Genomic DNA, 15,451 nt, shown 5'->3' with positions numbered 1-15,451 from the left:
AAGTCAACTTGTCGCACCGTCGTAGCGTGCGGTCAACCTCACGCGCCTGCCCGAAGGAACACGGACCATGATTCAACAGAAGTCGCTGCACTGGAGCGAGGCCGCACCGGAGCGGTCGATGACCCTGCCCGCCCGCTATTTCTACGATCCCCAGGTGTTCGAGGCGGAGCGCGAGCGGATCTTCTACCCGGCCTGGCATTGCGTCGCCCACAGGAGCGAGCTCGCCGAGCCCGGCCAATTCGTCACTTTCGACATCCTCGACCAGTCGGTGATCGTCAGCAATGACGCGGGCAAGCTGCACGCCTTCTACAATGCCTGCCAGCACCGCGGGAACCGGCTGGTCAACGAGCGCCGCGGCAGCGCCGGCCCGGTATTCCGCTGCGGCTATCATTCCTGGTGCTATGACCGGTCCGGGGGCTTGCGCAATGCGCCGCGCACCGAGCGCCTGCCGGATTTCGACAAGAAGCAATACGGCTTGAAGCCCGTTAAGCTCGAGGTCATGGGCTCGTTCGTCTTCATCAACATGGATCCCGATGCCGCGCCGCTCGCCAGCATCTCGCAGGGCGCGGAAGCGAAGATGGCGCAGTTCCTGCCCGATCTCGCCAGCATGAAATTGATCTCCGAAGTCGATGTGATCGTGCCGTCGAACTGGAAGGTCATCATGGACAATTCGATCGAGGGCTATCATTTCGGCCTTTCCGGGCCGGTCCACAAGGAGCTGGCGGCCCTCATCGATTTCAAGCGATACGCGCTGGAAGCCCATGACAAATGGTGGACCTATATCGGCCCGCCGAAAGGCGACGTCGCCTCGGCCTACGGTGTGCCGCTGCAAGGCGCTACCTGGCAGACCGACTGGTTCTTCAACATCGGGATCTGGCCGAACACTACCTTCTACTGTTTCCCCTTCGCCGATATCTGCGGGACGTTTCTGATGATCCCGCTGGAGCCGGAGAAGTCGCTGCTGCGCTTCGGCTATTACGGCCCGGCCGGTCGCGCGATGCCGGCGGTGACCAAGTCCTGCATCGAATGGATGAACCAGAAGCTCGGGCCGGAAGACATCGAGCTCAACGTCACCAACCAGAAGGGGCTCAAGTCCTTCGGCTACAACCAAGGCCGTTACCTGATCGACGCCGAACGCAGCAATGAGAGCGAGCACCTGGTGCATCATTTCCACAGCCTGGTGCACCAGGCTGTAAAGCCGGCATTGATGGCTGCGCAGTGAAGGCCTTCGACTATGTGATCGTCGGCGCCGGGTCGGCGGGCTGCGTGCTCGCCGCGCGGCTGACCGAGGATGCGGATGTGCGGGTGCTGCTGCTGGAGGCGGGACCGGAGGCGCGCGCGTGGGAGATCGACATGCCGTCGGGCCTCGGCCGCCTTCTGGCAACCGACCGGTTCAACTGGGCCTATGTCGGCGATCCCGAGCCCTATCTCGACAACCGGCGCCTCTCGCATCCCAGGGGCCGCGTGCTCGGCGGCTCGTCCTCGATCAACGGCATGATGTATGTGCGCGGCCACGCCCGGGATTACGACCGCTGGGCGCAAGCGGGCAACAAGGGCTGGCGCTATGCCGACCTGTTGCCCTATTTCAAGCGAGCGGAGCATCACCAGGACGGCGCCAGCACCTATCACGGCGGCGAGGGACCGTTGCGCGTTTCCTCGCCCAACGGAAATGCCGGACCGCTCGGCCAGGCTTTCATCGAGGCCGGCAGGCAGGCGGGCTATCCGGTGACGGTTGACTGCAACGGCGCGCAGCAGGAGGGCTTCGGACCCTGCGACCGCACCACCCATGGCGGCAAACGCTGGAGCACGGCCCGCGGCTATCTCGATCCCGTTCGCGACCGGCCGAACCTCACGATCATCACCGGCGCGCTGGCACTGAAGGTCCTGTTCGAGGGCAGGCGCGCGACCGGCATTGCTTACGCGCTGAACGACAGGAGAGAGACCGCGCAGGCTGAGCGCGAGGTCATCCTCTGCGGCGGCGCGTTCAACTCGCCGCAATTGCTGCAGCTCTCCGGTGTCGGCGATCCGGCGCTGTTGCAGCGCCTCGGCGTGAAGATCAAGCAGGCGCTGCCCGGGGTCGGCGCGAACCTGAGCGATCACCCGGACATCGTCGTGCAATATGCCTGCAAGCAGCCGGTGACCCTGGCGAAGAGGGCGCGGGCGCCGGGCAAATTCCTGACCGGGGCGCAATGGTTCCTGGCCAAATCCGGGCCAGCGGCCAGCAACCATTTCGAGGCCGGCGGCTTCATCCGCAGCCGGGCCGGAATCGAGCATCCCGACCTGCAGTTCACCTTCATGCCGCTGGCGGTGATGCCAGGCACGGTGGAGACCAGACGGGAGCATAGCTTCCAGGTGCATATCGACCTGTTGCGGCCGGAAAGCCTCGGCCGCGTGGAAGTGCAGAGCGCCGATCCAAGAATGCCACCGTCGATCCTGTTCAACTACCTGCAGAGCCAACGCGACCGCGACGATTTCCGCCGCAGCGTCGCCTTGATCCGCGAGATCCTGGCGCAGACGGCGCTCGATCCCTTCCGTGGCGACGAGCTTTTCCCGGGGCATGATGTGAAGAGCGATGCGGCGATCGATGGCTGGGTGCGGCGCGCGGTCGAGACCTGCTATCATCCGGTCGGCACCTGCAAGATGGGGCGCGACACCGATGCGTTGTCGGTGGTCGATGACCAACTCAACGTGCATGGGCTGGAGGGTTTGCGGGTGGTGGATGCCTCGATCATGCCGTCGATCGTCAGCGGCAACACCAACGCGCCGACCATCATGATCGCCGAGAAGGCGGCCGATATGATCCGCGGGCTTCCGGCCTTGACGCCGAGCGAGGCGCCGGTCTGGATTCACCCGCAATGGGAAAAGTCACAGCGTTAAGGAGTGCCGACCGATGACCGTCATGCTGCGCAACGACGACATGCTGTCCGATTCCGAGATCCAGGCCGCGCGGGTCGATCTCGCCGCCAGCTTCCGCTGGTTCGCAAGGCTCGGGATGCATGAGGCGGTCGCCAATCACCTCTCGGTTGCGGTGTCGAAGGACGGTTCGAAATTCCTGATGAATCCACGCGGCCGGCACTTCTCCCGGGTCAGGGCGAGCGAATTGCTGCTGCTCGATTCCAGCGACCATGCGACCTTGAGGCGGTCCGACGCGCCGGATCCCACGGCCTGGTTCATCCACGGCCGGCTGCACGCGCTGCTGCCCGAGGCCCGCTGCGTGATGCATCTCCACCCGATCTACACCACGGCGTTGGCTGGGCTGGAAGACAGCACGATGTATCCGATCGACCAGAATACGATGCGCTTCTACGGCCGGGTCGCCACCGATCCCGATTTCGGCGGCATGGCGTTGGCCGACGCCGAAGGCGACCGGCTGGCCGGCCTCATGGGCCAGAAGTCGATCCTGATGATGGGCAACCACGGGCTCACCGTCACCGGGCCGTCGATCGCCTTCGCCTTCGACGAGATGGTCTATTTCGAGCGCGCAGCGCAGACCCTGATGATCGCCTATGCCACCGGCAAGAAGCTGCGCGTGGCCTCGCATGAAGTCGCCAGCGTCACGGCAAAGCAGTGGCTCGACTATCCGCATCTCGCCGACGATCACCTCAATGAGGTCAAGGCGATCCTCGATGTCGAAGAGCCGGATTACCGGCAGTAGATGTTGCTTCGGTCCTGGGCCGCTTCGGCCAGCGTCGCCCTGGTCGGCGGCGCCTGGGGCGTCTATTGGCTGCCGCTGCGGGAGCTGACCTCGCTCGGCTTCGGTGGGGAATGGGCGACGGCGGCCATCTTCATTGCCTGCCTGCCGGCGGCCTTGCCGCTCGCCTTCATCGCGCGCGGCGAGCTCCGGGCACATTGGCGCTCCCTGATCTGGCTTTCGCTCGGCAATGGCGGTGCCTTCTGCCTCTATTCCAACGCCTACGCCTATACCAGCGTCTTCAACGTGATCTTCCTGTTCTATCTCTCGCCGGTCTGGAGCGTGCTGATCGCCCGGTTCTGGCTCGGCGAACGGGTTTCGCGCGCTCGCCTGGGCTGCGTGGCGCTCGGGGCGACCGGCCTCGTGGTGATCCTCTCCGCCGATGGCGGCTGGCCGCTGCCGCGCAATCTCGGCGACTGGATGGCGCTCTCCTGCGGCGTGATCTGGGCGGTGACCGCGGTGGTCATCCGGCGTAACACGCATATCGGGACCGCCGCCAATTCGGCCGGCTTCTTCCTGGGCGGCATCGGGCCGGCGCTGCTGCTTGCCCTGCTCGGCGGCACCGCATTGCCGTCCCCGGAGGCGCTGGCCGCGGGCTGGACCTGGGTTTTGGCCATTGCCTGGCTCGGCTGGGTCCCGGCACAGCTGCTGTTGTTCTGGGGTGTCAAGCGGATCAGCCCGGTGCGGACCGGCATTCTGCTGATGACCGAGCTGCTGACCGGCGCCGTGACCGCCGCCTGGCTGAGCGGCGACGCCTTGACCTGGCCGCAGTTACTGGGCGGCGCCATGATCCTCTCGGCCGGCCTCGGCGATGTTCTATCCAGCCGGGACGGTGGCGGCGCTCCAACACCGGTTCCGCTGCCGGTCGCGCCGGAGCGCTGAGGGAGCGACGGGGAACCCCCCTCCATCCCGCTGGTTGTTTTCGGACGGAACACATTCGGGAACCGGGTCGGCATGTCCGATCGCCGGAGGATGGTGTGTGTCCGCGCGGTTTCATCGAAGACAGGTATCGGAGGGACGTCATGATGAGCAACGCCCGCTTCGACGATGCGCTGGCCGATGTCGGCAAGTGCTTCGCCAATCCGAACGACATTCTGGGGTCGGACGACCTTTCGCACCAGCAGAAGGTCAAGTTGCTGCGGCAATGGGAGTTCGACCTTCGCGAAAATCTGGTTGCGTCCGAAGAGAATATGACGGCCGAGAATGTGCCGGAGGGCCAGTCGGCCGAGCTGTTGCGCGGCGTGCGCAAGGCCCTGATTTCGATAGGCGCGGTCGACCACAAGGACGAGAGCGCGGCGCCGATGAAGCAAGGCGGCGCCTGACCCGGCCCGCATGAACGACACGGGGCCGCCCAAGGTGATCGGCCTCGGGCGGCCCCGTTTCTTTTGCGCATGGCCGCCGGACGGGCGGAACTCCCACTCCGAACGCCGCATTGTTGATTCACATTTTCCACCCGCAGAAAAGAGAGAGAGATCCATGGCCAACGAGACCGACGCCATCCGCGACGACATTGCCGCCCTGAAGCGCCAGATGTCCGACCTGCTGAAGCACACCAGTGCCGCGGCGCGCGCCAAGGCTGAGGACCTGAAGGATCTTCCGGAGCAGGCCGGCGAGACCCTCCGCGAGCAGGTGCGCGAATCTCCGCTGGCCAGCATCGCCATCGCCTTCATCGCGGGCTCGATTGTTGGCCGAATGATGCGCTGACGGAGCACCTAAATGCTGGGCAGCATTTTGCGCCTCGCCATGCTGGCTGGAACCGGGGCCGGCGTGGCGGAAGGCCTCCGCCGCGCGGTGTTCAAGCTGGCCGTGCTGTTGGCGGTTTCTGTGATCATTGGCTTGATGGTCGCTGCCGCAATCGGCTATTTCGGCGTGGCGATCTATCTGACGCTCAGTCCGCAGATCGGCTCCGCGCCGACCGCGGCTGTGCTTGGCGGCGGCCTTCTCCTGCTCGCAATCGTTCTGGGGCTCGTCACGCGATACGGTTACCTGCGGCGGTCGCGCAGCCGGGCGTCCGCGGCGGGTGTCGGCGCCGCGGGACTTGCTGCCGGGCTCGGCGGGCCGCTCGGCGCCGCGGCGCTGGGCGCCTCCATGGGCGCCGGTCCGGGCTTGGATCTGCGCGGCACGCTGGCGCGCAATGCCGGGACCGTTCTGCTCGCGGCCTTTATCGCCGGCATGGTGATGAACAATCGGAAATGACCGCTATGCCGCCGGCGAGGTCCGAGCTTGAAGACCCTCCCCCGCCAACGGGGGAGGGTCTTCTATTTAGGCCCGCAGCGCATGCGGCGCCGCTTTCTCCTCATTGCCCTTCAGCCGCGTCAGGGCGGCGTCCCAGCTGATCAGGTGGCTGAGGAAGGTGTCGACGAAGGTGTCGCGGCGGTTCTGATAGTCGAGATAATAGGCATGTTCCCAGACATCGCAGCAGGTGAGCGTCACCTTGCCTTCCGCCAGCGGCGACTGGGCATTGGCAGTACTGACGATCTGCAGGCGGTCGCCCTCCGCGGTCAGCCAAACCCAACCGCTGCCGAATTGCTCCATCGCGGTTTTCCTGAAGAGATCCTTGAAGGCGTCATAGCCGCCGAACGAGGTCTCCAGCAGATGCGCAAGCTCGCCGTCGGGCTGGCCGCCGCCGTTCGGCGTCATGGATTCCCAGAAGAAGTCGTGGTTCCAGACCTGTCCGGCGTTGTTGAAGATCTTCTTCGGCCGCGCGCCGCGCTGGCCGTTCAGGTCTCGGACCAGCTCGTGCAATGTCTTCTTCTCGAGCGGCGTGTTGGCCACCAGCTCGTTCAGCTTGTCCACATAAGTCTTGTGATGCTTGCCATGGTGGAACTGCAGCGTCCTGGCGGACATATGCGGCTCGAGCGCATTCTCGGCATAGGGCAGCGGTTTCAACTGGAAGGCCATTGCTTCACTCCATTTGGTGCAGGTGCTCAAAGTGTGTCGGACTGACGCTGGGGTATGCGCTTCCTAGCGCAGCGTCGCGGGCGCGATGCGATCCCCTCTCGCTATGAGCAATGGCGGGCGCAAGCCATGGTTCCGCCAGGGAATCCGCCCCGATTCATTGGGGAATATGCGGGACTGCGCGGCGCAACCGGCTCCGAAAGTACGGGTTGATTGATCAGAGCGCCACAGACGCGCTCGTCTTCCCATTCACAAACAGTGTTCGATGAAGGAGATCGCCATGAACAAGGATCAAGCGGCCGGCGGCTGGAAAGAGCTCAAGGGCAAGATCAAGCAGCAGTGGGGCAAGCTCACCGACGACGACATGACGGTGCTGGAAGGCTCGGCCGACGAGCTGAGCGGCAAGATCCAGAAGCGCTATGGCATAGCGAAGGAAGAAGCCGAGAAGCAGATCAAGACCTTCCGCGACGCCAACACCGACCTGGTGTCGCGCTGGTAATCGACCGCGCATCTCGCGCAAAAAATGAAGGGGCGCCTCACGGCGCCCCTTCTGTCTTTACGTCGTTGCCCGCCCTAAACGGTCGGCGGGGCGCGCCCGCGGATCAGGTAGATCAGGCTGCTGACCACGAACAGCACGACGAAGATGTAGAAAAGAACCTGTGCGATCCCCGCCGAGGCCACCGCAAGCCCGGTGAAACCGAGCAGGCCGGCGATCAGAGCGACCACCAGGAAGACCAAAGCCCATCCCAACATCACTTGTTCTCCTTCCGCTCGACGGCGCCGCAGACGACGTCCGCCGCATCAACGCCCTCACCGCGTGAGGACGCGGCATGCCGCATGAGCCATTCAGCGTCCCATGCGCGCGCCAATGACTCCAAAACACCCCGAATCGGACCGGGTTCCGGGAAGACGTGACGTCGCCGCTGACTCTGCCAGGACCTCCCCGGCGTCAGCATGGGCCGCGGCAAGGAATATGGCGTGAATACACCCTTATTTATGAGGAATGCGGAATGATACGCGCGAAGCCGCAAGCGACGCGCGGCATCGGCGCTGCCTGCTCCTATCATTGCGCTTCGCCGACGCGAAACGGAGCAAACGTGATTCGAGGCGCACTATCGAAGAAATACAGCAAGTCGCCGTATTACCCCGAAATCGCCCCAATCTCGCCGCACTTCGTTGGAACAACGTTCTCTTCTTCGCACACGATGATGGAGGCGGTAAAACGGGCCGGGTTGATCGCTTCGTCAGAGGCTCGCATAGTCGACCCACGCCACGCGTCGAATCGATTGTTGAGAGAAACGCAATCGGCGGCACGCCGGCGGACCAAAGACCGCACAAAAACAAACTGACAAACGAGAGAAGGTGCGAGACGAGCGCTTCGGCCGCTCGGCTATGTCGCCGGCTACGACCGGTGGCTGGATCGCCAACTTCGTCGACTGCGTCCGAGCGGGCGTGACGTCGACCTGACGAGTGAGTCGCTTGCGTCTGGAGTTCGAGACCCCGCCTTCGGGGAGGACGAATCAGGGCGGGGCGAAGCGGCTCAACAAAGCAGCGCCGGGGAATTCGCCACGGCGTGTTGTGATGTCAAACGCGTCTGACTTCGGTTGGGCCAACCTCAAGAGGTCGTGCTATGGGACATTCCAAATCCGCGTCGCGCAGCGATTCCCCGCGAAGCGATTCCGCCGGAAACATCCGCGACACCAATTGCGATCCGAGATTCTCCGAAGTCAGCGCCGCGGTCGTCGAGCATCTGCCGCATCTGCGCGCCTTCGCCCGGTCGCTGGCCACCAGCAAGGACCAGGCCGACGATCTGGTCGGCGAAGCGGTCGCCCGTGCGCTCGCCGCCGCGCATCAATTCCGTCCCGGCACCAACTTCAAGGCCTGGATCTTCACCATCCTCCGGAATGCCTTCTATACCGAAGGCCGCAAACGGTGGAATCGCGTGGTCGCGCTTGACGACAATGTCTACAACCAGCCCTCGATCGGCCCGACTCAAGAGGATTCGCTGGCCTTCTGCGACTTCCGTCGCGCCTTCATCCAGCTCTCGCCCCGCCAGCGCGAAGTGCTGATGCTGGTCGGCAACGGCGACTTGAGCTACGAGGAGGTCGCCGAGCATTGCCAATGTCCCGTCGGCACCGTGAAGAGCCGGGTTTCCCGCGCCCGGCTCGACCTGAAGCGGATGCTCGACGAGGAAGCCATGGCGCAGCCGCGGCGTAACGTGCCGCCGGTCGCCAATGCCAACCTCACCGAGTCGCTCGGCGATTCGATCGAGATCAAGCGCCTCGCCCGCCGGCGCGGCCGTGCCGTCGAGGAACGCCGCATCGTCAACTAGCCCGAGTCCAGCCTCGACCCTCGTCCTTGGACTTCAAGGCGGGGCGTATCGGTCCTCCCGGTGCGCCCCGATTTTTTTGCCCGTTCTGTGCTAGAAAACGCCCCGAGTCGTCGTTTCGAGGGGGCAGATCTTGAACGCGGATACGGCCGGGGCCGTGTCATCTCTGGCTTTGGTGGTCGCCATGGTGCTGGCGGCGCGCTTCGCCGAGCTCGGGCGCTGGCGGCGCTATGGCCGGCTCGGTCATCTCGGCGCCGGCGCGCTGCTCGGCATGGCCGCGGGTCTCGCCGCGGTGCCAGTCTGGCTGGGGCAAGAGTCCGGCGATCCGCTCGTCGCATCGGCCGCTTTCGAAGCGGCACTGCTGCCACCGCTCGCCTTGCTCTCGCTCGACCTGTTGATGGGGCTCGCCGCCGGAGTGGGCGTGCTCGCGGTGCTGCTGGGGCTGACCGCGGGCGCGGCCTGGCCGGCGGCACTTCTCCTGCTGGCGATGATCGGCGTCGGCATCGGCTTGATCCGCGCCAGGCTCGAGCCCTTCGCGACCTGGCTGGACTGGCGTTGGGCGCGACCCGGCAGCAGCGAAAAGTCGGCCGCGCTCGGCCTCGACGCGGCGCTCGATGCGCCGGTGCATTGGCGCGCGGCGAGCATCGGCCTCATCCCCGGTCTGCTGCTCCTGCCACTGCTTTCGAGCGCGACGGCCACGGCAATCATGCTGGTGCTGATCGCAATCGCGCTGCATGTGCCGGCGCTCTGGGCCATGCGGCGGCTGTTGCTGGACGACTGGCCGAGGGTCGCCGCTCTGCCCGGCGGCTTGATCGCCGGTGCGGCCGAGAATCGCGGTTCGATGGCGCCGCTGCTGGCGCGGATCATCGCCGACCTGCCGGAAGGCATCGCGGTGTTCGACGAGCAGGACCGGCTGCTCGCCTGCAACGGTCAATATCGCGCGCTCAACCGCGATCTCTCCGCCGATCTCGAGCCCGGCGCTGCCTATGCCGAGCTGCTGCGGGCGGAGATCGAGCGCCGCGGCGCGCCGGCGGCGACGCTGGATGACGCCCTGGAGCGGCATCGTGCCCCGCCCTGGCGGGCGGAGGAGCGGCGCGCGGATGGCAGCTGGGTGCAGATCCTGGAGCAGCGCGTCGCCGGGGGCGATACGCCAGGCGGGGGCACGCTGCGCATCATGCGCGACATCACCGCGATCAAGCAGCGCGAGCTGCAGTTCGCCGAGCTGGCGCAGCGCAACGCCGTGCTGGCCAGTACCGTCGCCTCGGTGACCAGCGGCGTTGTAATCTGCGACGCGCGGCAGCCCGACCAGCCGATCGTCTTCGTCAATGCCGCCTTCACCAGGATCACCGGCTACGCCGCCGCCGAGGCAATGGGCCGGAACTGCCGCTTCCTGCAGGGCCGCGACACCGACCGCGAGACCGTCGAACGCATGCGCCGCGCGATTTCCGTCGGCAGAGCCGTGACGGTCACCTTGCGCAACTACCGCAAGGACGGGCGCACGTTCTGGAACGAGGTGAACATAAGCCCCCTGCACGACGAGCAAGGCAAGCTCATCCACTTCGTCGGCATCCTGCAGGATGTCACCAACCGGATCCGCACCGAGGAGAATCTGCGCGAGGCGAAGGAGCAGGCCGAGGTCGCCAACCGCTCGAAATCGGAATTTCTCGCCAACATGAGTCACGAGCTCCGGACGCCGCTGAATGCGATCCTCGGATTCACCGAGATCATGCAGCTGGAGATGTTCGGCCCGCTGGGTGCGCCACAATACCGGACCTATGCGCAGGACGTGCACAACAGCGGCCAGTTCCTGCTGAAGATCATCAACGACATCCTGGATCTGTCGAAGATCGAAGCCGGGCGCATGGAGCTCTTCCCCGAAGCGGTCGCGATCGCCGACGTGGCCGAGGATTGCCTGCGGCTGGTCTCGGGCCGGGCCCAGGACAGCGGCGTGACCCTGCAATCCGAGCTGCCGCCCGACCTGCCCAAGATGCGGGTCGACCCGCGCGCCGCGCGGCAGATGCTCACCAATCTGCTCACCAATGCGGTGAAATTCACGCCGAAGGGCGGCCGTGTCGCGCTCAGCGCGCAGCTCGACGGCGAGCAGGTCGAGCTCATCGTCGCCGATACCGGGATTGGCATCGCCCAGAAGGATATCGCCAAGGTGCTGGAGCCGTTCGGCCAGGCCGACAACCCGCATTCGCGCCGCCAGCAGGGCACCGGCCTCGGGCTGCCGATCGTGAAGGCCCTGGTCGAGCAGTCGGGCGGCAGTTTCCGTCTGGAGAGCAAGCTCGCGATCGGGACCACCGTCACCCTGCGCCTGCCGGCGGTGAAGGGCGACGCCGCCGCCTGAGCGCCGCGGTGTATCGCCGGGCGCCGTTCCTGATATATCAAATCCGCCTCGGGCGGTGCGAATACTGATGTATGTCAAGCCGGGCGCGGCCGACCGCCATTTTGTTGCATCGCGGTGTATGCAGCATGGCCTGCTCTTAATCCGACCTTAACAAGAACCCCGTTTAAATTGTGGCGAATACCGGACGTCATATAACGCGCGCCGGCGCGATCGCTGGAGGAAGCTATGTTGAAGAACACGCGTATCTTGGTGCGCCTCGGCGCCATGGTGGCGGTGATGCTGATGCTCATGGCCGCCGTGGCCGTGATCGGGATCCGCGGCATGGGGGGCGTTCATGAAGGGCTGCGCACCGTCTATGCCGATCGCGTGGTGCCGCTGGAAGAGATCAGCACCATCCAGAGCGACTATTTCAAGGTGCGCATCGCCATCATGGACGCGGTGGCCGCGCGCGACGTGGCCGTGATCCAGAAGGACAGCGCAGATATCGCCAAGCTGGTGGAGGATGCTCAGCAGCGCTGGAAGGCCTATCTCGCCACTTATCTGACGCCGGAGGAGAAGATTCTCGCCGACGAGACCCAGCGCAGTTTCGACGCCTACGACGAGGTCCGGGGTCGCGTGCTCGGCACCCTCGGGTCCGGCGATTTCGACGGCGGCAAGGCGCTGGCGAAGGCGGAGGGCACGCCGACGCTCGCCAAGCTGATGGACGACATCGCCAAGCTGAAGCAGCTGCAAGTCGATGTGGCGAAGAGCGAGTACGAGAAGGCCTCTGCCGCTTATGCCTCCGACCGGCTGCTGCTGATCGGCGGCCTCGTGGTCGCCGTTCTGCTCGGCTCCATCGTGGCCTATGTGATCGGCCGGTCGATCACGGTGCCGCTGCGCCGGATCATCGACGTCATGCAGGCGCTGACCTCCGGCGACCTCACGGTCGCGGTGGCCGGCACCGAACGCAAGGACGAGGTCGGCGAGGTCTCGCGCGCGGTTTCGGTCTTCAAGGACGGGCTCGCGGAGACCGCGCGGCTGCGGCAGGAACAGGAAGAAGCGAAGCAGCGTAGCGAGGCAGAGCGGCGCGAGGCCATGCTGGCCCTGGCCAGCCGGTTCGAGCAGACCGTCGGCGGCGTGGTCAACGACGTCACCAGTTCGGCGCAGCAGCTGCAGGTGACCGCGCAGTCGATGACCGCCACGGCGGAAGAGACCTCGCGGCAATCGACCGCGGTCGCGGCGGCTTCCGAGCAGACTACGCAGAACGTGCAGACCGTGGCTTCCGCGACCGAGGAGCTTTCGGCTTCGATCAGCGAGATCAGCAACCAGGTGAGCGAATCGAGCCGCATCGTCGCCGGCGCCGTGCAGCAGGCGGGCGAGACCAACGCCAAAGTGCAGGGCCTGGCCGCGGCGGCGCAGAAGATCGGCGACGTCGTGCGCCTGATCAACGACATCGCCGGCCAGACCAACCTCCTCGCCTTGAACGCGACGATCGAAGCCGCGCGCGCGGGCGAAGCCGGCAAAGGCTTCGCGGTCGTGGCCTCCGAAGTGAAGACGCTGGCCACGCAGACCGCCAAGGCGACCGAGGAGATCGGCGGCCAGATCCGCGCGATCCAGGAAGCGACCGGCGCTTCGGCCGAAGCCATCGCGGCGATCACCGAGACCATCAACCGCGTGAACGAGATCTCGACGGCGATCGCATCGGCGGTCGAGGAGCAAGGCGCCGCGACGCAGGAAATCTCCCGCAATGTGCAGCAGGCGGCGCAAGGCACCACGGAAGTCTCGTCCAACATCGCCAGCGTCACCCAGGCAGCCGGCGAAACCGGCGCTGCGGCCAGCCAGGTCCTGTCTGCCGCGGGCGCGCTGTCGCGCGGCGGCATCGAGCTGAAGGCACAGGTCGGCGAGTTCTTGCGGACGATTCGGGCTTGAGGACGACGGCGGCCGGCCCGGCCTGTTAGGTCAGGCCGGACGACCGCCGACCCATTCGAGGCCGGCGGGAATGCGGTTGCTTTCCCGGTCGGCGACGGCGCCGAGCACCACCACCTGCCGGCGGCGCGCCGCGTCCGAAAGCGCATCGTCCATCAGCCGGAGCAGCAGATGCGCGCGGAACGGCTTCTCGATCACCGCCGTGGCGCCGAGATCGTTCGCCGCGTCGAGGAAGTTGAGGCCGGTCCAGCTTTCATGGTCCGACATGGCGATCACCGGCACCGGCTGCGACATCACGCGGATCGCGGCGATCAGCTCGAAGCCATCGCATTCCGGCATGAAGATGTCGGAGACGACGATATCGATTTCCTGCACCGCCAGCAGCTCGCGTGCGATCCGGCCGTTGTCGGCCTCAATCGCGCAATAGCCGTTGGCCGAGAGAAGTTTGCGCAACTGGCGACGCGCTTGCGCATCGTCGTCGACGATCAGCACCGTATTCCGCACGGCGCCTGGCGGCTGCAAATACATGATGGTCCCACGCCTCCCGATGAAAGGAGAACGAGCCGAGGCCGCCGCCTATTCCGCATCCGGGTGTGAGTTTCGCGCGCCCTGGAGGAAATTCGGGTAACTCAGGTAGACCGAGATATCCATGAGCTGCGGCAGACTGGCATCCCGCGCTTCGGCAGCATCCCGCGGCGGTTGCGAAACCGTGCTCGCCACGAGCGAGAGCAAGGCGCTGCGCGCGAACGGCCGAGGCAGGACGGCGACGGCGCCGAGCTCGTTGGCGAGGTCCAGGAAATCGAGGCCGCACCAGGCGGCATGATCGACCAGCAGGATCAACGGCGCCGACCGATCGAGCCGGGGCAACGCCGCCCGCGCCGACCGATCCCGCCCAAAGCCGGCGAGCACCAGGTCGATGCAGCCGGCGCCCGGGGTGCCGTCGGCGCCATGCGCGAGGACATAACCTGCGTCGCTCAGCAGGCGCGCAAGACCCGCGCGCAGAAACGGATCCTCTTCGAGCAGCAGGATGCAGGCCTTCGGCAGATGTGGCGGCTTCAGATACATGGCGCTTTCCCCCAGGCAGCCCGCCCCGCACCCCCGAGGGCGCAGCGGTCCGGGCCTCCACACGCAAGGATAGTGTAACTGAGAGACCTGTCTGTGATTCAAGTCAAGCCAGGAGCGCCGGTTCCGCCCAGTTCATGTGCCACAACATATTCTTCAGGTCGTCTATACAACTTGTGGTTAAGGCCTGGAACGGATGGGAGACGGACCCCCTGCCTATCGAATCCCGATGTATTCTTGAGGCGAATCAATCCGGGTCTGCCAATCGGCGGACCGGGATCGCGGGGTCTTACGGCGTCAGGATCATCCCTTCGCGGGCAGTCACGGTGCCGGGGCGTGCATCCAGTGCGGCGGCGGAGATCTTGTCCATGACTTGATCGGTATGGCTGGGATCGTGGTGGAACAGCACCAGCGTCTTCACCTTGGCGGCGTCGGCGAGCCGGACGCCCTCCTGCCAGGTCGAGTGGCCCCAGCCGGAATAGATCGGGTATTCCTCGTCGGTGTAGCTGGTGTCGTAGATGAAGATATCGGAGCCCTTGACGAGGTCCACGACGACCGGATCCGGTCCCTTGCCGTTGTGCTCGCAGTCGGTGACGTAGCAGATCGACTTGCCCCGCCATTCGACGCGATAGCCGGTGGCGCCGTTCGGATGGTTGAGCGGCGCCGTCTTCAGGGTGATGCCGTCCATCGGCGTCAGCGTATCGCCGGCATTGAAGTCCTTGAACTCGGGCTCGCTGACGAACACGGCGGGCGGCACGGGGAAAAGCGGTGGCGCCATCAGGTGCGTCAGCGCGTCCTTGAAGGTGAGCGGCGCCTCGAGATGGCCCGACCAGATGCGGATCTTGCTGCCGGGCTTGTAGAGCGGTGCGAAGAACGGCAGGCCGACGATATGGTCGAGATGGGTGTGGGTGAAGAAGATGTCGGCATGCGCGGGCAGCGTCTGCACCAGCTGCTTGCCGAGGGGGCGGATGCCGGTGCCGGCATCGAAGATCAGAATCCGGTCGCCACAGCGGATCTCGACGCAGCTGGTGTTGCCGCCGTAGCGCGCATAGTCGGCGCTGCAGCAGGCAATCGAGCCGCGGACCCCCCAGAAGCGAACGGAAAACTCTTCAGACGTGGTCAATCGCGCATTCCTTGGACCGGACGATGAACAGACGGTGCGATATCGCCATCATCCGCGCCGAACTTCCGTTGGACCGCGCGCCCCCGCGCGACA

At 65.6% G+C, this 15,451-nt stretch carries 16 protein-coding genes; 11 read left to right on the top strand and 5 right to left on the bottom strand.

Annotated features, from left to right (window positions below; translation table 11 throughout):
• Nucleotides 1–67: 67 nt before the first annotated feature.
• The 7 genes from ACYQ4T_RS16705 (at nt 68) to ACYQ4T_RS16675 (ending at nt 5,887) form a co-directional block, all read left to right on the top strand.
• Nucleotides 68–1,222, top strand: a complete 1,155-nt coding sequence (locus ACYQ4T_RS16705) for an aromatic ring-hydroxylating oxygenase subunit alpha (protein WP_459856379.1) — start codon at nt 68–70, stop codon at nt 1,220–1,222.
• Entirely contained in the window at nt 1,219–2,877 is a 1,659-nt protein-coding gene (locus ACYQ4T_RS16700; RefSeq protein ID WP_459856377.1) for a choline dehydrogenase, read from the top strand. Before ACYQ4T_RS16705 ends, ACYQ4T_RS16700 begins: the two co-directional genes overlap by 4 nt.
• A 13-nt stretch (nt 2,878–2,890) precedes the next feature.
• Nucleotides 2,891–3,655 carry a class II aldolase/adducin family protein gene (locus ACYQ4T_RS16695; protein ID WP_459856375.1) on the top strand — a complete coding sequence of 255 codons (765 nt, stop codon included), beginning with the start codon at nt 2,891–2,893 and terminating at the stop codon, nt 3,653–3,655.
• Nucleotides 3,656–4,573: a DMT family transporter gene (locus tag ACYQ4T_RS16690; protein WP_459856373.1), complete on the top strand. Its 918-nt coding sequence runs from the start codon at nt 3,656–3,658 to the stop codon at nt 4,571–4,573.
• A gap of 140 nt (nt 4,574–4,713) precedes the next feature.
• Nucleotides 4,714–5,013, top strand: coding sequence for a hypothetical protein (locus ACYQ4T_RS16685; protein WP_459856371.1), 300 nt, complete (start codon nt 4,714–4,716; stop codon nt 5,011–5,013).
• A gap of 154 nt (nt 5,014–5,167) precedes the next feature.
• Complete coding sequence (locus ACYQ4T_RS16680; protein ID WP_459856369.1) at nt 5,168–5,395, top strand: hypothetical protein; 228 nt, start codon at nt 5,168–5,170, stop codon at nt 5,393–5,395.
• Between the two features lie 12 nt (nt 5,396–5,407).
• The gene (locus tag ACYQ4T_RS16675) at nt 5,408–5,887 is read left to right on the top strand and encodes a hypothetical protein (RefSeq protein ID WP_459856367.1); all 480 of its coding nucleotides are present in this window, start codon (nt 5,408–5,410) and stop codon (nt 5,885–5,887) included.
• A gap of 66 nt (nt 5,888–5,953) precedes the next feature.
• On the opposite strand, the gene ACYQ4T_RS16670 is transcribed toward ACYQ4T_RS16675, so the two are convergent.
• Nucleotides 5,954–6,592 (bottom strand): superoxide dismutase, encoded by a 639-nt coding sequence (locus ACYQ4T_RS16670; RefSeq protein WP_459856365.1) that lies wholly within the window; start codon nt 6,590–6,592, stop codon nt 5,954–5,956.
• A 277-nt stretch (nt 6,593–6,869) separates the two neighbouring features.
• On the opposite strand from ACYQ4T_RS16670, the gene ACYQ4T_RS16665 reads away from it, so the two are divergent.
• A complete protein-coding gene (locus ACYQ4T_RS16665; RefSeq protein ID WP_459856363.1) occupies nt 6,870–7,088 on the top strand; it encodes a CsbD family protein in 219 nt (72 codons plus the stop codon).
• Between the two features lie 74 nt (nt 7,089–7,162).
• Here ACYQ4T_RS16665 and ACYQ4T_RS16660 read toward each other — a convergent pair whose 3' ends face one another.
• A complete protein-coding gene (locus ACYQ4T_RS16660) occupies nt 7,163–7,342 on the bottom strand; it encodes a DUF1328 domain-containing protein (protein WP_459858035.1) in 180 nt (59 codons plus the stop codon).
• An 877-nt stretch (nt 7,343–8,219) separates the two neighbouring features.
• Between ACYQ4T_RS16660 and ACYQ4T_RS16655 the strand changes: the two genes are divergently transcribed.
• The 3 genes from ACYQ4T_RS16655 to ACYQ4T_RS16645 all read left to right on the top strand — a co-directional run bounded on the left by ACYQ4T_RS16655 (nt 8,220) and on the right by ACYQ4T_RS16645 (nt 13,176).
• Nucleotides 8,220–8,921 (top strand): sigma-70 family RNA polymerase sigma factor, encoded by a 702-nt coding sequence (locus tag ACYQ4T_RS16655; protein WP_459856360.1) that lies wholly within the window; start codon nt 8,220–8,222, stop codon nt 8,919–8,921.
• 130 nt (nt 8,922–9,051) lie between these two features.
• Nucleotides 9,052–11,268, top strand: a complete 2,217-nt coding sequence (locus ACYQ4T_RS16650) for an ATP-binding protein (RefSeq protein ID WP_459856358.1) — start codon at nt 9,052–9,054, stop codon at nt 11,266–11,268.
• A gap of 225 nt (nt 11,269–11,493) precedes the next feature.
• Entirely contained in the window at nt 11,494–13,176 is a 1,683-nt protein-coding gene (locus ACYQ4T_RS16645) for a methyl-accepting chemotaxis protein (RefSeq protein ID WP_459856355.1), read from the top strand.
• A 30-nt stretch (nt 13,177–13,206) separates the two neighbouring features.
• Here the strand turns inward: ACYQ4T_RS16645 and ACYQ4T_RS16640 are convergent, their stop codons facing one another.
• The 3 genes from ACYQ4T_RS16640 to ACYQ4T_RS16630 all read right to left on the bottom strand — a co-directional run bounded on the left by ACYQ4T_RS16640 (nt 13,207) and on the right by ACYQ4T_RS16630 (nt 15,358).
• Nucleotides 13,207–13,701: a response regulator gene (locus ACYQ4T_RS16640; RefSeq protein ID WP_459856353.1), complete on the bottom strand. Its 495-nt coding sequence runs from the start codon at nt 13,699–13,701 to the stop codon at nt 13,207–13,209.
• Between the two features lie 48 nt (nt 13,702–13,749).
• Nucleotides 13,750–14,238: an ANTAR domain-containing protein gene (locus ACYQ4T_RS16635; protein ID WP_459856351.1), complete on the bottom strand. Its 489-nt coding sequence runs from the start codon at nt 14,236–14,238 to the stop codon at nt 13,750–13,752.
• A gap of 286 nt (nt 14,239–14,524) precedes the next feature.
• A complete protein-coding gene (locus tag ACYQ4T_RS16630; RefSeq protein WP_459856349.1) occupies nt 14,525–15,358 on the bottom strand; it encodes an MBL fold metallo-hydrolase in 834 nt (277 codons plus the stop codon).
• Nucleotides 15,359–15,451: the final 93 nt, after the last annotated feature.

The sequence above is a fragment of the Dongia sp. agr-C8 genome, assembly GCF_054658695.1.
This window is presented reverse-complemented; position numbering and strand designations above follow the sequence as displayed.